At 74.9% G+C, this 23,006-nt stretch carries 20 protein-coding genes; 11 read left to right on the top strand and 9 right to left on the bottom strand.

Translation table 11 applies throughout. The annotated features are described in order from the left end of the window. Nucleotides 1–40: 40 nt before the first annotated feature. Nucleotides 41–3,163: a sacsin N-terminal ATP-binding-like domain-containing protein gene (locus tag ACH4F2_RS18830; protein ID WP_398133821.1), complete on the bottom strand. Its 3,123-nt coding sequence runs from the start codon at nucleotides 3,161–3,163 to the stop codon at nucleotides 41–43. Between the two features lie 271 nt (nucleotides 3,164–3,434). Continuing rightward, a complete protein-coding gene (locus ACH4F2_RS18825; protein ID WP_398133820.1) occupies nucleotides 3,435–4,361 on the bottom strand; it encodes a DUF3027 domain-containing protein in 927 nt (308 codons plus the stop codon). 332 nt (nucleotides 4,362–4,693) lie between these two features. On the opposite strand from ACH4F2_RS18825, the gene ACH4F2_RS18820 reads away from it, so the two are divergent. Genes ACH4F2_RS18820 through ACH4F2_RS18805 form a run of 4 tightly spaced genes read left to right on the top strand, consistent with a single transcriptional unit; the run spans nucleotide 4,694 to nucleotide 8,229 of the window. Next, the gene (locus ACH4F2_RS18820; RefSeq protein ID WP_398133819.1) at nucleotides 4,694–6,085 is read left to right on the top strand and encodes an MFS transporter; all 1,392 of its coding nucleotides are present in this window, start codon (nucleotides 4,694–4,696) and stop codon (nucleotides 6,083–6,085) included. A 59-nt stretch (nucleotides 6,086–6,144) separates the two neighbouring features. Continuing rightward, on the top strand, nucleotides 6,145–6,657 hold the full coding sequence (locus ACH4F2_RS18815; RefSeq protein WP_398133818.1) for a DUF2771 domain-containing protein: 513 nt from the start codon (nucleotides 6,145–6,147) through the stop codon (nucleotides 6,655–6,657). Nucleotides 6,658–6,668: 11 nt separating this feature from the next. After that, complete coding sequence (locus ACH4F2_RS18810) at nucleotides 6,669–7,376, top strand: futalosine hydrolase (RefSeq protein ID WP_398133817.1); 708 nt, start codon at nucleotides 6,669–6,671, stop codon at nucleotides 7,374–7,376. Further along, the gene (locus tag ACH4F2_RS18805) at nucleotides 7,366–8,229 is read left to right on the top strand and encodes a 1,4-dihydroxy-6-naphthoate synthase (RefSeq protein ID WP_398133816.1); all 864 of its coding nucleotides are present in this window, start codon (nucleotides 7,366–7,368) and stop codon (nucleotides 8,227–8,229) included. Before ACH4F2_RS18810 ends, ACH4F2_RS18805 begins: the two co-directional genes overlap by 11 nt. Before the next feature lie 16 nt (nucleotides 8,230–8,245). On the opposite strand, the gene ACH4F2_RS18800 is transcribed toward ACH4F2_RS18805, so the two are convergent. Then, nucleotides 8,246–8,629, bottom strand: coding sequence for a cold-shock protein (locus tag ACH4F2_RS18800; RefSeq protein ID WP_053132946.1), 384 nt, complete (start codon nucleotides 8,627–8,629; stop codon nucleotides 8,246–8,248). A 162-nt stretch (nucleotides 8,630–8,791) separates the two neighbouring features. Between ACH4F2_RS18800 and ACH4F2_RS18795 the strand changes: the two genes are divergently transcribed. Continuing rightward, a complete protein-coding gene (locus ACH4F2_RS18795) occupies nucleotides 8,792–9,064 on the top strand; it encodes a hypothetical protein (protein WP_398133815.1) in 273 nt (90 codons plus the stop codon). On the opposite strand, the gene ACH4F2_RS18790 is transcribed toward ACH4F2_RS18795, so the two are convergent. Both ACH4F2_RS18790 and ACH4F2_RS18785 read right to left on the bottom strand, forming a co-directional pair. Then, on the bottom strand, nucleotides 9,019–9,675 hold the full coding sequence (locus ACH4F2_RS18790) for an HAD family hydrolase (protein ID WP_398133814.1): 657 nt from the start codon (nucleotides 9,673–9,675) through the stop codon (nucleotides 9,019–9,021). The genes ACH4F2_RS18795 and ACH4F2_RS18790 overlap by 46 nt on opposite strands. 47 nt (nucleotides 9,676–9,722) lie before the next feature. Then, nucleotides 9,723–10,847: a hypothetical protein gene (locus ACH4F2_RS18785; protein WP_398133813.1), complete on the bottom strand. Its 1,125-nt coding sequence runs from the start codon at nucleotides 10,845–10,847 to the stop codon at nucleotides 9,723–9,725. Between the two features lie 131 nt (nucleotides 10,848–10,978). Between ACH4F2_RS18785 and ACH4F2_RS18780 the strand changes: the two genes are divergently transcribed. The 3 genes from ACH4F2_RS18780 (at nucleotide 10,979) to ACH4F2_RS18770 (ending at nucleotide 16,067) form a co-directional block, all read left to right on the top strand. After that, nucleotides 10,979–13,561 (top strand): helicase-associated domain-containing protein, encoded by a 2,583-nt coding sequence (locus ACH4F2_RS18780; RefSeq protein ID WP_398133812.1) that lies wholly within the window; start codon nucleotides 10,979–10,981, stop codon nucleotides 13,559–13,561. A 562-nt stretch (nucleotides 13,562–14,123) separates the two neighbouring features. Next, nucleotides 14,124–14,339: a hypothetical protein gene (locus ACH4F2_RS18775; RefSeq protein ID WP_398133811.1), complete on the top strand. Its 216-nt coding sequence runs from the start codon at nucleotides 14,124–14,126 to the stop codon at nucleotides 14,337–14,339. A gap of 84 nt (nucleotides 14,340–14,423) precedes the next feature. Next, nucleotides 14,424–16,067: a DNA repair helicase XPB gene (locus ACH4F2_RS18770; RefSeq protein WP_398133810.1), complete on the top strand. Its 1,644-nt coding sequence runs from the start codon at nucleotides 14,424–14,426 to the stop codon at nucleotides 16,065–16,067. Between the two features lie 72 nt (nucleotides 16,068–16,139). Here the strand turns inward: ACH4F2_RS18770 and ACH4F2_RS18765 are convergent, their stop codons facing one another. After that, nucleotides 16,140–16,325 carry a hypothetical protein gene (locus ACH4F2_RS18765; RefSeq protein ID WP_398133809.1) on the bottom strand — a complete coding sequence of 62 codons (186 nt, stop codon included), beginning with the start codon at nucleotides 16,323–16,325 and terminating at the stop codon, nucleotides 16,140–16,142. Nucleotides 16,326–16,599: 274 nt separating this feature from the next. Between ACH4F2_RS18765 and ACH4F2_RS18760 the strand changes: the two genes are divergently transcribed. Continuing rightward, nucleotides 16,600–18,663: a HelD family protein gene (locus ACH4F2_RS18760; RefSeq protein WP_398133808.1), complete on the top strand. Its 2,064-nt coding sequence runs from the start codon at nucleotides 16,600–16,602 to the stop codon at nucleotides 18,661–18,663. A 228-nt stretch (nucleotides 18,664–18,891) separates the two neighbouring features. On the opposite strand, the gene ACH4F2_RS18755 is transcribed toward ACH4F2_RS18760, so the two are convergent. The 3 genes from ACH4F2_RS18755 to ACH4F2_RS18745 form a co-directional block, all read right to left on the bottom strand. After that, nucleotides 18,892–19,581 carry a copper homeostasis protein CutC gene (locus ACH4F2_RS18755; protein WP_398133807.1) on the bottom strand — a complete coding sequence of 230 codons (690 nt, stop codon included), beginning with the start codon at nucleotides 19,579–19,581 and terminating at the stop codon, nucleotides 18,892–18,894. Nucleotides 19,582–19,675: 94 nt separating this feature from the next. Then, the gene (locus tag ACH4F2_RS18750; protein WP_398133806.1) at nucleotides 19,676–20,359 is read right to left on the bottom strand and encodes a maleylpyruvate isomerase family mycothiol-dependent enzyme; all 684 of its coding nucleotides are present in this window, start codon (nucleotides 20,357–20,359) and stop codon (nucleotides 19,676–19,678) included. Nucleotides 20,360–20,392: 33 nt separating this feature from the next. Then, complete coding sequence (locus ACH4F2_RS18745) at nucleotides 20,393–21,040, bottom strand: TetR/AcrR family transcriptional regulator (protein WP_398133805.1); 648 nt, start codon at nucleotides 21,038–21,040, stop codon at nucleotides 20,393–20,395. 207 nt (nucleotides 21,041–21,247) lie between these two features. Between ACH4F2_RS18745 and ACH4F2_RS18740 the strand changes: the two genes are divergently transcribed. Both ACH4F2_RS18740 and ACH4F2_RS18735 read left to right on the top strand, forming a co-directional pair. Further along, nucleotides 21,248–21,910 carry a hypothetical protein gene (locus ACH4F2_RS18740; RefSeq protein WP_398133804.1) on the top strand — a complete coding sequence of 221 codons (663 nt, stop codon included), beginning with the start codon at nucleotides 21,248–21,250 and terminating at the stop codon, nucleotides 21,908–21,910. A gap of 10 nt (nucleotides 21,911–21,920) precedes the next feature. Then, a complete protein-coding gene (locus tag ACH4F2_RS18735; protein ID WP_398133803.1) occupies nucleotides 21,921–22,997 on the top strand; it encodes a GNAT family N-acetyltransferase in 1,077 nt (358 codons plus the stop codon). Nucleotides 22,998–23,006: the final 9 nt, after the last annotated feature.

The raw sequence follows: 23,006 nt of genomic DNA, 5'->3' as shown, positions 1-23,006 counted from the left end.
CGCCGGCCGTTCACGTGCGCGGAGAGGGTCGATAGGGTCCCTAGTCGAACCAGCGGTCCCGGGCCAGTTCCTCCGTGCGGGACTCGTCCTCCAGCAGGGCGGCGACCTCGAAGCGGCGCGGCCACTGACCGGCCGCCCAGGCGAGCGCGGCGGCCACGCCCTCCAGGGTCGCGGCGTGCGGCACGCCGTCGTCCGTCAGCCGCCAGTCGATCTCCACACCGTCGACGACCAGCTCCTCGTGCTCCACGTACGACGCGGGGGTCCGCGCCCCGAGCAGCACCCGCACCGGCTCCGGCACGTCGTGCTCGGCGCCTTCGGAGCCCACCTCGCCGGTGACGGACTCGCTCAGCCGCCGCACCTGGAACAGCTCCGCCAGCTCCCCGGCGCGGGCCGGCCGTACGGGCAGCAGTGGCACACCCGACGTGAAGGGCAGCAGGTCCGGCGAGTCGACCACCACGGCGTCGGCGGCGTCCACCACCTCCACCCGGCCGTCGACGACGGCCCGCACCTCGTCCGGCAGGGTGACCTGCTCCGGGTCCAGTTCGGCCAGCGCGCCGTACAGGGCGTGCAGTTGGGCGGCCGTGACCGGGCGGTCGGGGTCGGCGAGGCGGTCCAGCAGCTCGGCCGCGCCGCCGGGCTCGTCGAGGAGGGCCGCGACGGACGTCCGTACGCCCAGCGCCCGCAGCACCTGCTCGTCCTCGAAACCGGTGGCGTCGGCGTCGTCGTACAGGCCCCGCAGGAGCGGGTCGCCGCCCGCCGCGCGCAGTCCCGCCGGGCGGCGCCTGCCGAGCACCGGGTGCCCGCGCAGCCACCACGCGGTGTACGGCCGTACGACCTCGTGGGTGCCGTCGGGCAGCAGGACGCGCACGGGCTGGACGAGCGCGTCGCGCAGCGGCGGCTGCGACAGCAGGGCGAGGGCCTCGGGCCACCGGTCGTCGGCCACCAGGTCCAGGTCGCGCACGGCGACGATCTCGGTGGCGACCGGCGGTACGGGACTGTCCGGGAAGCGGTCGAGGACGTCCTCGCTCCACACGTCCACGGCGTCCAGCAGCCCCGCGTCGTCCGGCTCGGCGAAGTCGCCCTCACGGGGCTCCAGTTCGTCGGGATCGAGGACGACGTCGGTGGCGCGGACCAGGGCGAAGGTGACGAGCACGCCGCAGGCGGCCAGCGGTTCGGGCCCCCACTTCCCAGCCAGCTCCGCGTCCACGGAGGCGAGTTCGTCCTCGCGCATGACCTGGGCGAACGGGCCGCCGGGGAAGACGAGTTCGCCCGCCGGGGAGAGTTCGCCGTCCTCGTCGGGCAGGGCGAGCGCGCCCAGCCAGGGCTCGTCGCCGGGGTCGAGTCCGGCGTCGCGGACCAGGCCGAGGACGGTGTCGGCGAGTTCGTCGGCGTCGAGGACGTCCTCCTCCCAGTTCGCGGCGCCCTCGTCGTCCAGGGACGCGGCGACGGCGGCCCGGACCTGCGGGGTGGTGAGCACGGCACGCGGGGTGGCCGCAAGGGCGCCGAGCTTCTCCAGGAGAGCGTGGGCGGCGTCCGGGTGGGCGACCTTCAGGCCGAGCCGGGTGAGGACCTCCGGGTCGAGGGAGGCGGCGTCCGCGGAGGGCAGCAGCACCTGCCGGGGCCCGATGGTGGTGCGGCCGTCGGCAAGGGGCACGGGCAGTCCGGAGAGCCGGTCGGGATCGACCCCGGCGAGGCTGTCGTAGAGCCGCCGCCACCAGCCGGGGGCTTTCTCCAGCCCGGCCAGCCGGTCGATCGCGTCGGCCAGCGGCACCCGGGCCACGCCCAGCGCGCGCAGCTCCGCCCGGCGTTCGAGTCCGGCGGGCAGCAGGGTCGGCAGCACCTCGGCGAGGACCCGCACGGTGTCGCTGCCCGCGCCCTCCACGACCTCGGCGTCACGGGGCCGCAGGGACTCGGGCAGGTCGGGGTCGTCCTCGCGCGGTCCGGCGGCGGGCGGCAGGAAGGAGGTGCGCGGCAGCCGTTCGAGGATCGCCTGCCGCAGCGCGCCGTCCAGCCCGCCCTTGCCCAGCGGGCCGGGTACCAGGTCGATGAGGCCGGCGGCGACCGGACGCCAGTCGGCGAGCAGCCCCGCGTAGGCGTCCGCCGCCCGCTCCGTCAGGAAGTCGGTCAGCGGGCCGGGGGCGGCGTGCCGGCGGGTGGAGTCCAGCGGGAACGACGCGATGAGCAGCGCGGGCACGCCGAGCGGCTCGTCACTGGGCGTGGGCGCGTGGACGACGGGGCTGGTGCGGGGCCGCGCGGGAGAGCCGTCGGCGTCCACGGGCACCGCCCATGTCACGGACCAGTGGGGGCGCAGCCGTTCCTCCACCGGCCGGTCGGCGAGGAGGCCGGGGGTGAGGGGCCCGTGCGCGGCGACGGTGCGCCACCGGGTGACGCCCTCCCGGGAGTCCTCCACGACGGTCAGGGCGTCCTCGGCACGCCGGGAGAGCGTGCGCACGTCGTCCGCGACCTCGACGACGACCTCCTCCAGGCCCGGCAGGGCGAGGAGCAGGGCGTCGTCCACGGCGTGCAGGAGCCGCTCGGCGAGGTCGGCGGCGGCCGTGTCGCGCAACGGGAGGATGACGGCCGTGTCGTACGGGTCGGGGGCGGTGCCCTGGGCGGGGAACGGCAGCCGCAGCAACGGGACGTGCCCGTCGCGCCGCCGGATCTCGTTGCCCAGGCCGGGACTGTGCCGTGCGATGTCGGCGGCCAGGTCACGGGCCTCCGCCAGGGACCAGCGCACACCGCCGTGCCGGCCTACGACGGCGGGCTCGTCGGTGACGGCCAGGACGGCGGCGAAACCGACCCCGAACCGGCCGACCGCGCTGTCCCCGGCGTCCCGCTTGGCGGAGGCGCGCAGCGTGGACAGCGACTCGACGCCGGCCGCGTCCAGCGGGGCGCCGGTGTTGGCGGCGACGAGGACACCGTCGCGCAGGGTGAGACGCAGCCGGCCGGGCACGCCGGCCCGTGCGGCGGCGTCGGCGGCGTTCTGCGCCAGCTCGACGACCAGCCGGTCGCGGTAGCCGCCGAGGACGAGGTCCTCCTCCGCGTTGGCGTCCTCACGGAACCGGGCCGGGCTCGTCGCCCAGGCGTCCAGCACCCCGCGCCGCAGACGTGCCGTACCGAACGGATCCGCGCCCTCGGCGGCAGGCCGCACGAACATGCTCACGGTGACTCTCCTCATCGACGGACCACGAAGGTACCGCGACGACGCCGTGCCACCGTCCCTGGCGGCGGCCGACGCCACTCCCCCACCCGACGTGCCACCGGCGCCCGCGCCCCGGACGGACCCCGCCTGCCCCGACCGGCCCCGACCGGAAGACGCCGGCCGGCGACCGCACCGGCGGAGTGCGGGGACGGGACCGTCAGGGCCGCCGGTGGCCCGGGTGCGCGGCCCACGGCGCGAACGCGCCCGCCGTCACCGCTGACGCTCCCGTGCCCTACGAGTGCCCGAGCTCCGCCGACGCCTCGTCCTCGGTCACCGGGACCGACCCGGAGTCCGGCGCCGGCCGCAACGGGAACGGGTCGACCCTGGTCTCGTCGATCACCGGCGGAGCCGGCTGCGGCGGCTTCGGCATCACCGCCGCCTCCGAGTGCCCGCCGCACCCGTAGGCCAGCGACACCACCCGGCCGTCCGCCGGGGAGAACTCGTTGGCGCACACCCCGAAGGCCTGCCCCAGCGAGCCGCCGATGCGCGCCAGGAAACCGCAGCTCACGCAGGACGCGGGGGCCGCCTGGGCCATCGCGGTCTTCGGGCCGTAGCCCTCCTCCCAGCGGTCCGCGGCGACGTGGAGGCCGTACCGGGAGAGCACCCGCGTACGGCGCAGGCCCAGCTCCTCGGCGACCGCGGAGATCGTGCCGCGGGCGGGGACGACCGACAGCTCGGCGGGCGGTCCGGCCGTGACCTCGGCGTCCTCGGCCTCCACGAGCTCGGCCATCTCGTGGGAGACGGCGGAGTTCGGCGGCGGCTCGTCCTCACCGGTCCAGCCGGGCTCCAGCCGGAGGTCCTCCGCGTCGGTGGGCAGCAGGTCACCGGGGCCCAGGTCGCCGGGGCGCAGCCGCTCGCTCCACGGCACCCACTCGGGGGCGAGCAGCGCGTCCGGCCCGGGCAGCAGCACCGCCTCGTCCACCGTGACGATCTTGGCGCGGGAGGCGCGGGCCACGGTGACGGCCCAGCGCCAGCCCCGGTACCCGAGCTCCTTGCAGGCGAAGTAGTGCGTGACGACCCGGTCGCCCTCCGACACCAGCCCGGCGTGCTCGCCGACGACGCCGGGTGCGGCGGCCTCCTCGGCTGCCGCGCGGGCGAGGTCGACGGCCTCGGCGCACAGACGGTCAGGGGTGCGGCTTCGCGTTGTCGCTGCGCTCACAGGTATCGCTTCTCTCCATACGCCGTCTCACGAGTGCGCCGCTGCCTGCGAGGGGCGGACGGAGCGGACCTGTGGACCGCGTCGACGTCCGCGCCCGATCGCGCTCGGGCACACCTACGTCATCCATTCTGCGGGATGCCCGTAAGGCGCGCGGCCGAGAACGTTCGCCACGGCGCGCTAGGCACGCTACCTGCTCATGTGCGCTGGGCCTACACCGACGGGAGTTTCGGCGGGGTACGGTCCGGTGTTCCCCGGTGGTGTCACCCGACTCGTTCACCGCCATCCGTGCCGTATCGACGCTATAGCCCCCGCTCTCGGGGCACTATGACGGGGTGGCAGCCGCACGGACGGAGTTCAAGGGCGGGAGCCGGGGGCGCGGCCCCGGCTCCCGGTTCCGGGCGATCGGCCGTGCCCTGCGGCTGCCGGTGACCGGAACCGCGCGCGGCATCCGCCGGGCGACGCACGCGCACGGCGCCGGCGAGTCCGGCCTCGGCAAGCTGATCGAGCTGCACGGGGTGAACGGCGCCGGCGACGTCATGATCACCGTCGCGCTCGCCTCCACCGTCTTCTTCTCCGTCCCCACCGACGAGGCACGCGGCCGGGTCGCGCTCTACCTCGCCATCACCATGGCCCCGTTCACGCTCCTCGCGCCGGTGATCGGTCCGCTCCTGGACCGCGTACCGCACGGCCGGCGCGCGGCGATGGCGACGGCGATGGGCGCCCGGGCGCTGCTCGCGCTGGTGCTGTCCGGGGCGGTCGTCAGCGGCAGCATCGGGCTGTACCCGGCCGCGCTCGGCGTGCTGGTCGCCTCGAAGGCGTACGGCGTGGTCAGAAGCGCGGTGGTGCCCCGGCTGCTGCCGCCCCGTTTCTCCCTGGTGAAGGCGAACTCGCGGGTCACGCTGTGCGGGCTGCTCGCCACCGGCGTCGCCGCGCCGATCGCGGCGGGGCTCCAGCAGGTCGGGCCGCGCTGGCCGCTGTACGGCGCCTTCGTGATCTTCGTCGCGGGCACCGTCCTGTCGTTCACGCTGCCGCCGAAGGTGGACTCGGCGCGCGGCGAGAGCCGGGCGCTGCTCGCCGCGGACGAGCACCATCTGCACGGGCCGCTGCGGCGGCGGGGCAAGCGCCCCGGGCTGCGCACGGTGGGCCCGGCGGTGACGCACGCGCTGGCCGCCAACGCCGGCATCCGCTGCCTGTCCGGCTTCCTGATCTTCTTCCTGGCCTTCCTGCTGCGCGAGCATCCGCTGTCCGGGCAGAGCGCGGCCGTGTCGCTGGGCATCGTGGGCGTCGCGGCCGGTGCGGGCAACGCGCTGGGCACCGCGGTCGGGGCGTGGCTGAGGTCGCGGGCGCCGGAGATCATCATCGTGACGGTGGTCGCGATCGTGCTGGGCGCGGCGGTCACGGCCGCGGTGTTCTTCAGCACCGCCCTGGTGGCGTGCCTGGCCGCGGTCGCGGGGTTCGCGCAGGCGCTGGCCAAGCTGTCCCTGGACGCGCTGATCCAGCGGGACGTGCCCGAACAGGTCCGCACCTCGGCGTTCGCGCGCTCGGAGACGCTGCTCCAGGTCTCCTGGGTGCTGGGCGGGGCGGTGGGCATCGTGCTGCCGCTGAACGGCACGCTGGGCCTGTCGGTGGCGGCCGCGATCATCGCCACCGGGTGGCTGACGACCGTACGGGGTCTGATCGACTCGGCCCGGCACGGAGGACGGGCGCGGCCGAGGGTGGCGTGACCACGCCACGCCGTACCCAGGTGGGGGGCGGGCCCCGGGCGCCATATAGCCTTCGCACCATGACCACGTTGCCCCGCGGCACCGCCGCCATCGGACACGGCGTAGTGCGACGCCGCCGCGCCGTCGCCGCCGCCGGCGCCGTATCCGCCGGACTCCTCCTGCTCTCCGCCTGTGACCAGCCGACGCCCATGTCCACGGTCACGGTCGGCAGTGACTCGGTCAGCTCCGAGGCCACCTGCGGCGGTGAGGACAAGGTCCTGGAGGTCGCCGAGATCCAGAAGTGCCTGCAGAACGACGACGTCGAGTCCATCACGGTCAACGCCGACGACACCGTGCGCTTCGGCGTGGACCCGGACGTCGCGGACCGGCGCTGGACGATCCTGATGAACGGTCAGCAGCTGACCGACGACACGGACAACACCTACCGCACCGTCCCGGGCAGCGTGTTCTTCAACGCCCAGTACGGCGCCCAGGGCGATTCGACACTCGTCACCATCAAGGCCGGTGACGGCAAGGAAGCCGGCGACGCGGCCACCGGTCTGTGGTCCTTCCGGCTGAAGAAGGACAGCTGACCACGTCCTCCGTGCGCGTCCTCGTGGCCACCGCGGTCCCCGTCGAACGGGACGCGGTGGCGCAGGCGTTCCCGGGGCGGGGCGCGGAGGTGTCCCGCCCCGGGGTGACCCTCCACCGGCTCCCGGGCGGCTGGGACCTGCTGGCCGCCGGGGTCGGCCCCGCCCTCGCCGCCGCCTCCACCGCCGCCGCCCTGACCGCCGCGGCCCTCGACTCCGCGCCGTACGGCCTGGTCGTCTCGACCGGCATCGGCGGCGGCTTCGTCCCGGACGCGCCCGTCGGCTCGCTCGTCGTCGCCGACGAGATCACCGCGGCCGACCTGGGCGCCGAGACGGCCGACGGTTTCCTGCCGGTCACCGACCTCGGCTTCGGCACCGTCACCCACCACCCGCCCGCCGGCCTCGTCCGCGCCGTCACCGCCGCGACCGGGGCCCGCCCCGGCACCGTCCTGACCGGCTCCACCGTCACCGGCACCGCCTCACGCGCCGCGCTGCTGCGCGCCCGCCACCCGCGTGCGCTGGCCGAGGCCATGGAGGGCTTCGGCGTCGCCGAGGCCGCCGCCGCGCACGGGGTGCCCGTCCTGGAGCTGCGCGCGGTCTCCAACCCGGTCGGCCCGCGCGACCGCGCCGCCTGGCGCATCGGCGACGCGCTCGCGGCCCTGACGGACGCCTTCGGGAAGCTCGCACCCGTTCTCACGAGTTGGAATCCACATGACGACTGAGCCCCTGCCGACCGAGTCCCTGCGGATCGCGTACTCGCCGTGCCCGAACGACACCTTCGTCTTCGACGCCCTGGCCCACGGCCGCGTCCCCGGCGCTCCCGCCCTCGACGTGACGTTCGCGGACATCGACATCACCAACGGCATGGCCGAGCGCGGCGAGTTCGACGTACTGAAGGTGTCGTACGCCGTGCTGCCGTACGTCCTCGGCGAGTACGCGCTGCTGCCCTGCGGGGGCGCGCTGGGCCGGGGCTGCGGGCCGCTGGTGCTCAGCCGGGAGGCGGACGCCGACCTGCGCGGGCGCACGGTCGCGGTGCCGAGCGAGACGTCGACGGCGTACCTGCTGTTCCGGCTGTGGGCGGCGGACACCGTGCCCGGAGGGGTCGGCGAGATCGTCGTCATGCCCTTCCACGAGATCATGCCGGCCGTGCGCGACGGGAAGGTCGACGCGGGGCTCGTGATCCACGAGGCCCGCTTCACGTACCGGAACTACGGGCTGCACAAGCTCGCCGACATGGGCGAGCACTGGGAGCGGACCACCGGGCTGCCGATCCCCCTCGGCGCGATCATCGCCAAGCGCTCCCTGGGCGCACAGACGCTGACGCGCCTGGCCGACTCGGTCGTCGCGTCCGTACGCGCGGCCTGGGACGACCCGGAGGCGTCCCGGCCGTACGTCATGGAGCACGCCCAGGAGATGGACCCGGCCGTCGCCGACCAGCACATCGGGCTGTACGTCAACGAGTTCACGGCCGGCCTCGGCGAGGACGGCTACGCGGCGGTCCGGGGCCTGCTGACCCGCGCGGCGGCCGAGGGACTGGTACCGGCCCTCGGCCCGGACGCGCTGGCGTTTCCGTAGCGGGTGGGGCGCGGGGTCAGACGTCCAGCTGGTCGGCGACCGCGCGGAGCAGACCGGCGATCTTCTTGCCGGCGGTCTTCTCGGGGTAGCGGCCCCGCTCGAGCATCGGGGTGATGTTCTCCAGCAGGGTGGTCAGGTCCTGGACGATGGAGGCCAGCTCGTCCGGCTTCTTGCGCTGCGCGGCCGCGACCGACGGAGCCGGGTCCAGCAGGGTCAGGGACAGGGCCTGGTCGCCGCGCTGCCCGGCGACGACGCCGAACTCGACACGCTGGCCCGGCTTCAGCGCCTCGACTCCGGCGGGAAGGACCGAGGAATGGACGAAGACGTCACCGCCGTCGTCGCGGGAGAGGAAGCCGAAGCCCTTCTCGCTGTTGAACCACTTGACCTTGCCGGTAGGCACGTCTGTCCTCGTCCTCGTACTCGTCGGAAAACTGCTCGGAAACGGCTCTTGATAGCACTTGGGCGGGTCGTCCGGACCCGCCGGTACCAAGGCTAATGGTCTTCAGGCCGGTGACAAGACGTCCCCCGGTCGTTCTCCAGGCCTGGGAACTACCCTGGTCGGGTGCGTGACAAAACCCAAACGAATTCCGCCGCGCCCGGTGACCGACTGATCCGCGCGGGTGCGATCGTCTTCTTCGTCGGTACCGTGGCCACTCTGGTCACGGTGGCCCCGCTGTTTCTGGGGACGACGCCCTTTCCCACCTACATGTTCGTCCTGAGCATGCTGATGGGAGTGGGCTTCCTGATCGCCGGTGCGGGCGTCTTCCAGTCGATCGCCGCCGGCCGACGTCAGGCCCGCGCGGCGTCCACCCCGGCGGAGCCGGCGCCGCAGTAGTCCGCGAGCCAGCCCGGGAACTCCGTCAGGTCGGCGAGGACGACGTCGGCGCCGGCCGCGCGCAGTTCCCCGGCGCCGCACGGGCCGCTGGCCACGGCCACCGCGAGGGCGCCGGCGGCGCGTGCGCCGCGTACGTCGCCGAGATGGTCGCCGACGTACACGTCCGCGCCGTGCTCGCGCAGCGCCACGGCCTTCTGCTCGGCCCACAGGTCGCCGATCACGGCGTCCGGCTCGATGCCGAGGTGCGCCAGGTGCAGCTTGGCGTTCGGCTCGTACTTGGCGGTGACGACGAGCGCCCGTCCGCCGGCCTCGCGCACGGCGGCGACGGACTCCCGGGCGCCGGGCAGCGCGGGCGTGGCCGTGACGGCGTACTCCGGGTACATCTCCCGGTACAGGTCGGCGACGGCCTCGATCTCCTCGGCCGGGAACCAGTACGCCAGTTCCTCCACCAGCGGCGGCCCGAGCCGCGTGACGGCCAGGTCGGCGTCGACGTACGTCCCCGTCCGCTCGGTCAGCGCCAGGTAGCAGGCGCGGATGCCGGGGCGCGAGTCGATCAGCGTCATGTCGAGATCGAAGCCGACGGTGGGCGCGGGACGGGTCGTGGAGGCCATGGCTCCCATTGTGCAGGGGGCCCGGGGAGGAGCCCGCCGGGGGCGGGTCAGGCCCGGGGGCGGCGCGAGCGCCGCAGGAGGTACAGGGCCGTGGCGACGGCGGCGGCGCGCAGGACCCAGGGCCAGGTCTCGGCGACGGCGTCGTTCATGTGGCCCTCGGCGACCGGGTCGCCCCAGCGGCCCTCCGTGCGGCCCCACAGCCAGACGACGCCGGCGGCGGCGACCGTGCCGGGCAGGCCCAGTACCGCCCACTTCGCCTGAGCCCGGGTCAGGCGGCGGGAAAGGTAGACGATCAGCCAGCCGAGGCCCATCGGAACGAGGCTGCCGAGGAGCGCGCCGACGACCAGCAGGGCGGCGGCGAGCAGCAGCACCGGGTTGTTCCAGCCGCCCTCGGGCCACAGGCGGGGCAGGCGGCGGCGCGGGGCCGCGGCCGCCTCCCCGGCCCCCTCGGGTGCCCCGGCGGCCTCCTCCACCGCCTCCGCGGCCGCCTTCCCGGCCACCCCGTTCTTCTTCGCCGCCCCGTGCGTCTCGTCCCTGTCCCTCGGCGGGGGCCTGAGCAGCTCCGGGATCTCCACACCGCCGACGAATCCCGGCACGCTGTCGCCGCCGCCGAACGGGCCGTTGTCCACCCGCCACCAGTCCGGCTGCGTGGCGCTGCCGTCCCCGAGCTCGTGCGCGCTCGCCATGTGCGGCGGGGAGGGGGCCGGCGCGGGCTCGGGCTCGGGCGTGGCGGGGCGGGGGCGCGGTACGGCCCGGCGCAGGCCCTTGAGCCGCTCCGCCATCCGCGGCTCGCCCCGCGCCTTCCGCTGCTCTCCCTGCGCCTTCCGCTGCTCGCCCTCCGCCTTCCGCTGCTCGCCCCGCGCTTTCCGCTGCTCGCCCCGCGGCTGTACGGGCACGGCGGCGGACTTCGGCGCCGACGGCCTCGGGACAGCGCCCGCGCCGCCCGTGCCGCCCGCCGCGTCGACGATGTCGTCCGGGCTGCCGAGCCGGTCCAGGATGCGGCGCACGGCGGCGGGACTGTCCACGGTGGTCCTGGCACGGTGCCGGTCGATCTCGTCGCGCAGCTCGGACACCAGCCGCATGCGCGTGGCCGACGGCAGCTGCCGTTGCTGCGCCACGTCGCCGACGCGGCTCAGATACTCGTAGACGACCTGGTCGCTCTCGATCCCCACGGAGCCCTCCGGGGCGGTGTGTTGTGGTACGCCGTCGGACGAAGGTACCGAATCCTCCTGGACGCGGCGGACGCGCACCGCGGCGCCGTACGCGCACCCCGCCGTCGTACCCACCCGCTAACGTGGGCCGGATGAGCACCGAGGAGAAGTCCGCGGCCCCCCGGTCCCTCGCGGAGGCGCTCCGCGTCAGGGACGACGTCTCGCTGGCCGCCCTCCTGCGCAGCCGTCCCGACCTCATCACTCCCGTACCCACGGACCTGACGCAGCTCGCCACCCGTGCCGGCACCCGCGCGTCGGTCGTACGGGCGCTGGAGCGGCTGGACCGGTTCGCGCTGCAGACGGCTGAGGCGCTGGCGGTGGCGGCGGACCCGGCGCCGTACGACGAGCTGCTCGCGCTCATGGCCGGTGACGAGCGGGACCCCGTCATCGCGGGGGCCCTGCCCCGGGCCGTCGCCCTCCTGCGCGAACAGGCGCTGGTGTGGGGCGCCGACGACCGGCTGCGGCTGGTGCGCACCGCCCGTGAGCTGCTCGCGCCGTCCCCGCAGCACCCGTCTCCGACGGGGCTCGGCCCCACCGTGCGGGAGGCGACGGCGGGGATGTCGCCGGGCCGGATCCAGGACATCCTCGCCGCGGTCGGGCTGCCCTCGACCCACGACTCCGTGTCCGCCGTGTCCGCGCTCGGCGCCCTGTTCGCCGACCGGCCGCGGATGACGGCGCTCCTCGCCGGCCTGCCCGGGGAGTCCCTGGAGGTGCTGGAGCGGCTGGTGTGGGGGCCGCCCTACGGCCAGGTCACCCACGATCCCGCACCGCACCTGCGCCACCTGCTGGACCGCGGCCTGCTGCTGCCGACCGCGCCGGGCACGGTCGTCCTGCCCCGCGAGGTCGCCCTGCACCTGCGCGGGGGCCGGGCGCACCGCACGCCCGAGCCGGTGCCGCCGCCCGTGGAGGCCGCCGCCGCGCACCGTCCACAGGTTGTGGACGCCACCGCGGCCGGGCAGGCCTTGACGGCGCTGGCGACGGTCGAGGAGCTGCTGAAGGAGTGGGACGAGGGGGGGCCCGCGGTGCTGCGGGCCGGCGGGCTGAGCGTGCGCGACCTGAAGCGGACGGCCGTCGCGCTGGACGTGCCCGAACCGGTCGCCGCGTTCTGGGTCGAGCTGGCCTACGCGGCCGGTCTGATCGCCTCCGACGGTGAGGCCGACGAGCGGTACGCGGCGACCCCGGCGTACGACGAGTGGCGGGAGCTGCCCCCCGCGGAGCGCTGGGCGCGGCTCGCCGGGACATGGCTGACGGCCACCCGCACTTCCGGTGTGGTCGGCGGACGGGACGCGAAGGACCGCACGCTCTCGGCGCTGGGCCCGAACCTGGACCGTTCGGCGGCGCCGGAGGTACGGCACCGGGTGCTGGCCCTGCTGGCGGGGCTGCCCGAGGGTGCCTCGCCCACCGAGGAGTCGGTGCTGGCCCGGCTGCGCTGGGAGCGCCCGCTGCGCGGCCCGCGACGGGACGGCAGGGACGGCCGGGACGACGATCTGCGGACCCGGCTGGCCCGGTGGACGCTGTCCGAGGCCGAGCTGCTGGGCATCACCGGGCGCGGCGCGCTGGCGGCGCCGGGGCGGGCGCTGACCGGGGCGCCCGAGCCGCGTCCGGCGGAGGTGTCCGAGGGGGCCGGGGTGCCCGAGGGTCCCGGCGACAAGCTCCCCGTCCACCACCGCACGCCGCCCGCGCCCGCCCCCCTGCCCCCCGCCGAACAGGCCGCCGCCGCCGCGAGGGCCGCCCGGCTGCTCGCGCCGCTGCTCCCCGAGCCGCTGGACCACGTGCTGCTCCAGGCCGACCTGACGGCGGTGGCACCGGGGCCCCTGGAGCCCGAGCTGGCCGGCGTGCTGGGGATGCTCGCGGACGTGGAGTCCAAGGGCGGGGCGACCGTCTACCGGTTCACGCCGGGCTCGGTGCGCCGCGCGCTGGACTCCGGGCAGGCCGCCGCGGACCTGCACGCGTTCCTCGCCCGGCACTCCCGCACACCGGTGCCACAGCCGCTCACCTATCTGATCGACGACGTGGCCCGGCGGCACGGGCGGTTGCGGGTGGGCGCGGCCTCGGCGTACGTGCGCTGCGACGACGACGCGACGCTGGACGAGATCCTCGCCGACAAGCGGGCCGCCGGCCTCGGCCTGCGCCGCCTCGCGCCGACCGTGCTGGCCGCGCAGGCCGACCCGGCGGCGCTCTTGGAGGGGCTGCGCACGATGGGGTTCGCGCCGGCCGCCGAGTCCGCCGCGGGCGATGTGCTGGTCGCCCGCGCCGACGCCCACCGCACGCCGCCGCGGACGGCACCGGAGCCGGTCCCGGACGGTCCGCCGGTCCCCGACGACACGCTCCTGACGGCGGCGATCCGCGCTGTCCGGGCCGGCGACCTGGCCGCCACGGCCCCGCGCAAGCCGGGCCCCGGGAGCGGGGCGGGCGACACCCCGGCCGCGGGCGCCGAGCTGCCCCGTACCTCCGCCGCCGAGACCCTCGCCACCGTGCAGGCGGCCGTCATGACCGGCGAGGCGCTGTGGATCGGCTACGTGAACGCCGAGGGCGCCGCCAGCCAGCGCGTCATCGCCCCGATCCGGGTCGAGGGCGGCTTCGTGACGGCGTACGACCACACGGCGGACGAGGTGCGCACGTATCCACTGCACCGGATCACCGGCGTGGCCGAACTCGCCGACGACGCGACGTGAGGTGACGGGCGGCGTGGCCTGCGGTGACGTGATCCCCCGGGTTTTACGCGCGCCCGGCCGTGATTCCGCTCGCGTGCGCACTTTCGGGTGTACGCGGTGACTCATGCACGCCACGCCGGGTGATTCGCACCTGCGAGGGAGCTTTTTTCATATTCCGCATCGGTTCGCGGACGGTCGGGCAGCCACCGGTTGCCCGGTAATCGACCGGTAATCCAACCGAAAGGGAGAACCCGATGCGTACTGCAGTACGCCGCGTCGCCACCGTACTGACCTCCACCGCCGCCCTCGTCGCGGCGTTCGCCGCCGAGGCCGCGGCGGTCGGCATCGACCTGGGCGGTGGCCTGACCCTCTGACCGTCCTGTGATCCCCCGCTGATCCCCCCGGTCAGCGTCCCCGTCGGCGGGCCGGGTCCCCAGTCCCCTGGGCCCGGCCCGCTGCGGATCCCCCCTCGCTTCCCCCCTTCACTCCCCGCGCCCTGATCACTCCCCTCGCCCTGGCTCACTCCCCTCGCCCTGGCTCACCCCCCTCGCCCTGGCTCACTCCCCGAAAGGCTGGACACCCCATGCGTGCCAAGCTCCGCGAATCCGACCGCTCCGCCGCCCGCAACGCCGTCGCCGTCTCCGTCGCCGCCCTGATCACGGCCGCGGCGCTGTTCGGCGCGCTGGCTCCCGAGGTCGCCGCGCTGCCGCTGCCCCTGCCGGTCACCGGCGTCGAGTCCCTGGTCACGGAAGGGGTCACCGTCGAGGGACCGCTGATCAACAACCTCGGTCTCCGGTAGCCCGGTTTCCCGATCAGGCACACTGGACGTTTGGCCGATCCGTCGAGTCGCTGTCGGCCGTACGCACGCGAAAGGGTGCCGCCCGTGAATGGTCCGCTGATCGTCCAGTCCGACAAGACCCTGCTCCTCGAGGTCGACCACGAGCGGGCCGGCGACTGCCGTCGGGCCATCGCGCCGTTCGCCGAACTGGAGCGGGCGCCGGAGCACATCCACACCTACCGCGTGACCCCGCTCGGCCTGTGGAACGCCCGGGCGGCGGGTCACGACGCCGAGCAGGTCGTGGACGCGCTCGTCGAGTACAGCCGCTACCCGGTGCCGCACGCGCTGCTCGTCGACATCGCCGAGACCATGGACCGCTACGGCCGCCTCACCCTCTCCAAGCACCCGGCGCACGGCCTGGTCCTGACGACCACCGACCGGCCGGTGCTGGAGGAGGTTCTGAAGTCGAAGCGGATCGCGCCGCTCGTCGGCAACCGCATCGACCCCGACACGGTGGCCGTTCACCCCTCCGAGCGCGGGCAGATCAAGCAGACGCTGCTGAAACTGGGCTGGCCCGCCGAGGACCTCGCCGGGTACGTCGACGGTGAGGCGCACCCGATCGAGCTGGCCGAGGACGGGTGGACGCTGAGGCCGTACCAGAAGCAGGCGGTGGAGAACTTCTGGCACGGCGGCAGCGGTGTCGTCGTGCTGCCCTGCGGCGCCGGCAAGACGCTGGTCGGAGCCGGTTCGATGGCGCAGGCCAAGTCGACGACGCTGATCCTCGTGACGAACACCGTCTCCGCCCGCCAGTGGAAGCACGAGCTGGTGAAGCGGACCTCCCTCACCGAGGACGAGATCGGCGAGTACAGCGGGACGAAGAAGGAGATCCGGCCCGTCACCATCGCCACGTACCAGGTGCTGACGACGAAGCGGAAGGGCGTCTACCCGCACCTGGAGCTGTTCGACTCCCGGGACTGGGGGCTGGTCGTCTACGACGAGGTGCACCTGCTGCCGGCGCCGGTCTTCAAGTTCACCGCCGACCTCCAGGCGCGGCGCCGGCTCGGTCTGACCGCGACCCTGGTCCGGGAGGACGGCCGCGAGTCGGACGTGTTCTCCCTCATCGGCCCGAAGCGTTTCGACGCGCCGTGGAAGGAGATCGAGGCGCAGGGCTACATCGCGCCCGCCGACTGCGTGGAGGTCCGGGTCAATCTCACCGACTCCGAGCGCCTCGCGTACGCCACCGCCGAGACGGAGGAGAAGTACCGCTTCTGCGCGACGACCGCGACCAAGCGGAAGGTGACCGAGGCGATCGTGCGGCGCTTCGCCGGGCAGCAGATCCTCGTCATCGGCCAGTACATCGACCAGCTCGACGAACTGGGCGAGCACCTGGGCGCGCCGGTCATCAAGGGCGAGACGTCCAACGCCCAGCGGGAGAAGCTCTTCGAGTCCTTCCGCCAGGGGGAGATCAGCGTTCTCGTCGTGTCGAAGGTCGCGAACTTCTCCATCGACCTGCCGGAGGCGACGGTCGCCATCCAGGTGTCGGGCACGTTCGGCTCCCGGCAGGAGGAGGCCCAGCGGCTCGGCCGGGTGCTGCGGCCCAAGGCCGACGGCCACCAGGCGCACTTCTACTCCGTCGTCGCCCGCGACACCCTCGACCAGGACTTCGCCGCCCACCGTCAGCGCTTCCTGGCGGAGCAGGGCTACGCGTACCGGATCATGGACGCGGACGAACTGCTGGCGGAGAGCTGAGCGGCGGCGTCCCTGGCGCCACCGGTGTTCCTGGCGCCACCGGTATCCCTGACGCCACCGGTGTCCCAGGCGTTACCGGCGGCGGACGCCGGCCTCTTCGCCGTACTCGCCGAGGACGACCACGTCGAATGCGGCGCCCGCGAACACCCTGACGGCGCGCAGGGTGTCACCGAGCCGGTGCCGGTGGCTGCCGGCCACGGGCGTGGCACCGGACACGCGGACCGGTGCCGGGGCGGGGGAGATGGTTGCTGCGCTCATGCCTCCATGGTGCGACCGCGGGCCCCGTACCGGCATCGGTCTGCGGGCCGAACCCGCTCCGGCGCCGTGTACGCCTCCGGGGGGACGCCCTCCCCCCAGGTCGGAGGGGACCGTCCCCTAGGGGTCGGAAAAACCGTTGGCCCACCCGTCCCCCGCTCCCCTAGAATCTCCGCTCTTGCCCGCCTCCCCACGGAGCGCCGCCGTCCGGACGGAAACCGGTCGGCCCACCGCGCAGTCCGCGCCCACCGCACCGCAGGTCACCGGAGGCACCCCCTTGTCCACGCCCGTCCACGACGCCCCCCTCGCCAAGGAACGCTCCCACCTGGCGGCCTCCCGGTCCGCCCTGCGCGCCATGCGTGAGGACGTCGAGTCCCTCGACATCACCGACGTCACCGCGAACTGGGTCAACGCCGCCGTCCTGCAGAGCCAGATCGAGCAGCGCGTCAAGGCGCTGGCCGACCTCAGCGAGACCCCGCTGTTCTTCGGCCGGCTCGACTACCTGCACGCCCCGGGGGCGGAGCGGGCACAGGGCAGGGAGGGGGAGCGCGGGGAGGGGGAGCGCTTCTACGTCGGGCGGCGGCACGTGCACGACGCGGACGGCGACCCGATGGTGATCGACTGGCGGGCACCGGTCTCGCAGCCGTTCTACCGCGCGTCGAAGAATGACCCGCTGGACGTCTCGCTGCGCCGCCGCTTCGGTTACACCGGCGGCGACCTCACGGCGTACGAGGACGAGCACCTGTCCGACCCGGCCGAGGCGGCGGTCACCAGCAAGCTGCTCCAGCAGGAGATCGAGCGGCCCCGCGTCGGCCCGATGCGGGACATCGTGGCGACCATCCAGCCCGAGCAGGACGAGATCGTGCGCGCCGGGCTGGCCGGTTCGGTCTGTGTGCAGGGCGGACCCGGCACCGGTAAGACCGCCGTCGGCCTGCACCGGGTCGCCTACCTCCTGTACGCCCACCGCGAGCGCCTCGCCCGCACCGGCACCCTGGTCGTCGGGCCGAACAAGTCCTTCCTGCACTACATCGAGCAAGTGCTCCCGGCCCTGGGTGAGCTGACGGTCCGGCAGGCCACCGTCGACGACCTGGTGGCGCACGTCGAGGTGCGCGGCGCGGACGAGGCGGCGACGGCGGTGGTCAAGGGCGACGCGCGCATGGCGGAGGTGCTGCGCAGGGCCCTCTACTCGCACGTCACCCTGCCCACCGAGGGCGTCGTCGTGGTGCGCGGCTCGCGCCGCTGGCGGGTGGCCGCGTACGAGGTGGAGGAGATCGTCCGCGAGCTGCTCGCCCGCGACATCCGCTACGGCGCCGCCCGCGAGGCCCTGCCGCAGCGCATCGCGCACGCCGTGCTGGTGCAGATGGAACGGGCCGGTGAGGCGCCGGACGACCGGGTGCAGAACGCGGTGGCGCGCAACGCCGCCGTGAAGGCGGTGGTGAAGACGGTCTGGCCGCAGGTCGAGCCCGCGAAGCTCGTCCTGCGGCTCCTGACGGACGCGGACTTCCTCGCCGAGCACTCCGAGGGCGTCCTCACCGAGGACGAGCGGAAGGCGGTGCTGTGGGTGAAGCCGGCCCGTTCCGTGAAGTCCGCCAGGTGGTCGCCCGCCGACGCCGTGCTGATCGACGAGGCCACCGACCTGGTCGAGCGCACCCACTCCCTCGGGCACGTGGTCCTCGACGAGGCGCAGGACCTCTCCCCGATGCAGTACCGCGCGGTGGGCCGGCGCTGCACCACCGGTTCGGCGACCGTGCTGGGCGACCTGGCGCAGGGCACCACGCCGTGGGCGACCCGCAGCTGGGACGAGGCCCTGGCCCACCTGGGCAAGGGTGAGGCGGTGGTCGAGGAGCTGACGGCCGGTTTCCGCGTGCCGACGGACGTCATCGCGTACGCCTCCCGGCTGCTGCCGCACATCGCGCCGGGTCTGACGCCGGTGGCGTCGATCCGCGAGAACCCGGGCTTCTTCGACATCCGTGAGACGGCCGAGGGGGCGGCGGACGTCGTGGCCGCCTGCCGTGAGCTGCTGGAGCGGGAGGGCTCGGTCGGCCTGATCGCCGCCGACGCGCGGGTGCCGGAGCTGGCCGACGCACTCGGGGCGGCGGGGATCGGCTTCATCGGGCCGGGCGAGGAGACGACCCACGCCACCCGACTGACCCTGGTGCCGGCCTCGCTGGCCAAGGGCCTGGAGTACGACTACGTGGTCCTGGACGAGCCGCAGGCCGTGATCGGCGGCGAGCCGGACGAGCGGACGGGGCTGCGACGGCTGTACGTGGCGCTGACCCGCGCGGTGTCGGGCCTGATCGTGACGCACGGGACGGGCCTGCCGCCGCAGCTGGCGGAGTAGCGCGGTTGCGGTCGGCGCCGACGCCGCACCACTGCCGCCCGTCGGGCAGTGCCCGGCGTCCCCGCCGGGGGGGCGGCTGACGCGGCCCGGCGCGGGGGGGGCGGGTGACGCGGCCCGGCACGCGCCGGGTGCCGCCGCGCCCACCCGTGCCGCCCGAGGCCGCACGACTGCCCGCGGTCCAGCGCGGCACGCGGGCACGCGGTCCAGCGCGGCACGCGGGCACGCGGGTTACCCGCCCAGTACCCGCCGCCACTCCGCGACCGCCGCCGCCGACACCGGCCCGTCCCACCCGGAGGGCCGCGCCGCGCCGCCGATGTGGAAGCCGTCGATGCCCGCGTCCAGCAGCCCCGGTACGTGCTCCAGCCGCAGCCCGCCGCCGACGAGGAGCTGCTGCTCGTACCCCGGCTCGCCCCGCCGCCGGGCCTCGGCGAGCAGTACGGTCAGGCCGTCGTCCACCCCGCCGGCCGACCCGGCCGTCAGGTAGGTGTCCAGGCCGGGGAAGTCCGCGAGCTGCTTGCGCAGGGCGTCCCGGTTCGCGGCACGGTCGATCGCGCGGTGGAACGTCCACCGGCATCCCTCCAGCGCCTCGGCGACCCGCTCCACCGCGCCGAGGTCCACGTCGCCGTCCGCGTCGAGGAACCCCAGCACGAACTGCGTGGCCCCGGCCTCCCGCATCTCCGCGGCGACCCGCGCCAGCCGCTCGACGTCCCCGGCGGCGAACCCGTCCGCGAGCCGCAGCATGACCCGTACGTCGATGTCGACGGCGGCGCGGATCGCGGCGACGGTCGCGGTCGACGGGGTGAGTCCGTCGGCCGCCATGTCGGTGACCAGTTCGAGGCGATCCGCGCCTCCGGCCTGGGCGGCGACCGCGTCCTCGACGTCGAGGGCGATCACCTCCAGGACTGCACGCTTGCTCATGGGACCCCATTCGTCGGCCTACTACAGGTCTAGTCCAATCCAAGACTACGCCCCGACGGCAGGCCAGGGGCCCCCTCGCCCCGGACGGGCGCGCTCAGCCGCCGAAGAGGTTCAGCTCCGCCGCCTCCACCCCGGCCAGCTCGTACCCGGCCGCGTCGTCCACGGGCCGGCCCGCGTACAGCCGTACGAGTGTGGCGGCGTCTCCGATGAACCGCCCCGGCGGCCGCTCACCGCTCACCTCGCCCAGCTTCAGCGGCTCGTCCACGTCGTCGAGGTCGGCGTGGAGCGGCACGTGTCCGCGGTCGCGGGTGAGCGCGCCGAGCAGCGCCAGCGCGTCCGGCAGCCCGCGCCCCGCGTACGCCCCCGGCTCGCCGAGGGCCACCCGCACGTCACCCGCGTGCACCCACTCGCCCAGTGCGAGCCCGTCCAGGGCGCCGCCCGCGCGGACGATCACCGGACCGGCCTCGGTCATGCCGCGCTCCAGCTCGTCGAGGACCTGGGCGTTGGTCCAGCCGGCGCGTTCGGCGATGTCGCGGTCGTTGGACTCGGGCGAGAAGACGCCGTCCTCGAAACGGTTCTCCACCACCCGGATCAGCGCGCTGGAGCAGTGCGCCAGCACGTCCCGCACGGTCCAGCCCGGACACGCGGTCACGGGCAGCGCGAAGTCCCCGTCCGCCCGGGACCTCAGCAGCGGCAGCAGTTCGTCCCGCTCGGTGGCCAGCAGCCGCCCGGGCAGCTCGGGGTCGCGTACGTCGTACACATCCGCAGGAGTCGTCATGGGCTCCACGTTAGGGGCGGCCCCGCCCCGCGGTCAGCGTTCCAGCAGGCCGTCCAGTTCGGCGTCGTAGAGGAGGGAGGGGTCGAACCGCATGCCGGTGAAGTGGCCCGCGAGTTCCAGGGACAGGACGCCGTGCAGCCGGGTCCAGACGGTCAGCGCCCGGTGCAGGACGGCGGGCGGGGCGTGGTGGCCGCCCGCCCACTGCCGGTGGCCTTCGAGGTACGTGCCGAACGGCGTGGCGGGGTGGTCCGAGGGCAGTGCGGCGCAGGCGTCGATGATGACCGCCATCGTCTCGGCGGCGACCCGGGTGACGTCGTCCGGCGCGCGGTAGCCGGGGACGGGAGTGCCGAAGACGAGGAGGTAGCGCTGGGGGTCGTCCAGCGCCCACGCGCGCAGGGCGTGCGCCAGCCCGGCCAGGTCGGCGCCCGCTTCGGAGGCCGCCCGGAAGGTGTCGGCGAGGCTTCGGTAGGCGTCCCTGACGAGTTCGGTGATCAGCTCGTCCCGGCCGGCGAAGTACCGGTAGAGCGCGGGTCCGCTCATGCCCATCCGCTTGGCGATCGCGTTGAGGGAGAGCGCGGACGCCCCCGCCGTCGCGATCTGCTCCCACGCGTGTTCCTTGATCTCCGCGCGCACCTGTGTGCGGTAGCGCTCGCGCGGGGTCTTCGTACGCGCGTCCGTCATGGTCCGCCACCCTCTCCGCTCGGCTGCGGCTGCGGCTGCGGCTGCGGCTGCGGCTGCAGCTGCGGCTGCGGCTGCAGCTGCGGCTGCAGCTGCGGCTGCAGCTGCGTCACTACAGTCTCAAGTTTCGGTGAGAAGCTATCACCACGGCTGCTCGCGCCCCGTCCCGGAGCCGGCGCCCCGCCGCCGCCCCGCTGGAAGAATGGGCCCATGGCCGACCTCGACGCCCTGCGCTCCCGTTTCGCCCGCGCCCTGGACGGAGCCGCCGCCCCCGGTGCCCGCCCCGACCCGGCGCCGTACGCCGACAACCTGCTGGCCCGCTGGCAGGAGCCCGCCCGGCGCTACCACACGCTCGCGCACCTCACCGCGGTCCTGGACCACATCGACGTACTGGAGGAGTACGCGGACGACGCCGACGTCGTGCGTCTCGCCGCCTGGTTCCACGACGCCGTCTACCTCCCCGACCGTTCCGAGAACGAGGAGCGCTCGGCCCGCCTCGCCGAGCGCGCGCTGCCCGAGGCCGGGGTCCCGGCGGAGAGGACCGCCGAGGTGGCCCGGCTGGTCCGGCTCACCGTCACCCACGCCCCGGCCGGCGACGACCGCGACGGGCAGGTGCTGTGCGACGCGGACCTGGCGGTCCTCGCCTCGCCCCCCTCGGCGTACGCCGCGTACACGGCGGCCGTCCGCGAGGAGTACCACTTCGTGCCGAACGACGCCTTCCGCGAGGGCCGTGCCGCGGTGCTCCGCCAACTCCTCGCCCTGCCCCGGCTGTTCCACACCCCGCACGGGCGGCGGGAGTGGGAGGCGACCGCCCGCTACAACCTCACCGGGGAGCTGGAAATGCTGTCGCCGGGCGGTGACCCTGCCCCGTAGCCTGCCCGGCATGCGGAACATGGGCGGGGAACAGGTGGAGGAGGCCGTCGCGGGCGCCGTCGCGCTGCTGCGGACGGCGACGGACCGGGACTGGGAGGGGGTGCGGGCCGGACGGCTGGAGTGGAGCTGCCGCTACACGGCGGAGCACATCGCGAGCGACCTCATCGCCTACGCGGGCCAGCTCGCCGGACGCGCCACCGAGGCCTACGTCCCCTTCGAGATCACCCTCGACGACGGCACGGACAACGAAGACGTCCTGCGCGTCGTCGAGACGACCGGCGCGCTGCTCGCCGCGACCGTCCGCACCACGCCGCGCGAGGTCCGCGCCTTCCACCCGTACCCGTTCCGCGGCGCGAACCGCGAGGGTTTCGCCGCGATGGGCATCACCGAGGTACTCGCGCACACCCACGACATCGCCGAGGGCCTCGGCCTCGCCTACGAACCGCCCGCCGAGCTGTGCGCGGACGTCCTCGCCCGGATCTTCCCGCACGTGAGGCCCGGCGCCGACCCCTGGCGCACCCTGCTGTGGGCCACCGGCCGCGGCGAACTGCCCGGACGCGCCCCGGTCACCGAGTGGCGCTGGCGCAACAACCTGGTGGTCCCGGCCGAGCGCCTCACCCTCCAGGGCGTCACCCCGGCCGCCGCCACCGACCTGGCCGCGGGCGGCGACGGCGGCTTCGCATGGGTCGAGGGCGGACCCTTCCAGGGCACCCGGGACGCCGCCGGAATGCTGCTGAAGGCGTACGAGGCGGGCGTGCACCGGCCGGAGTGGGGGGTGTTCACGCTGGTGCGCCGCGAGGACGGCCGCGCGGTCGGCGGCATGGGCTTCCACGGCCCGCCCGACGAGGACGGCCGCGTGGAGATCGGCTACGACCTCGCCGAGGCCGCCCGCGGTCACGGCTACGCCACCGAGGGCCTGCGGGCACTGTCCGCGTGGGCGCTGGCCCGCGAGGAGGTGACGTCCGTGTTCGCGACGACCGAGCCCGCCAACCTCGCCTCCCAGGCCGTGATCGTCCGCGCCGGTTTCACCCAGGTCGCCGGGGACGAGGAGCAACTCGCCTACGAGCTCCGGAGCCCGCGCGGCTGACGCGGCTGA

The sequence above is a fragment of the Streptomyces sp. NPDC017890 genome, assembly GCF_044328675.1.
Taxonomy (GTDB): Bacteria; Actinomycetota; Actinomycetes; order Streptomycetales; family Streptomycetaceae; genus Streptomyces.
This window is presented reverse-complemented; position numbering and strand designations above follow the sequence as displayed.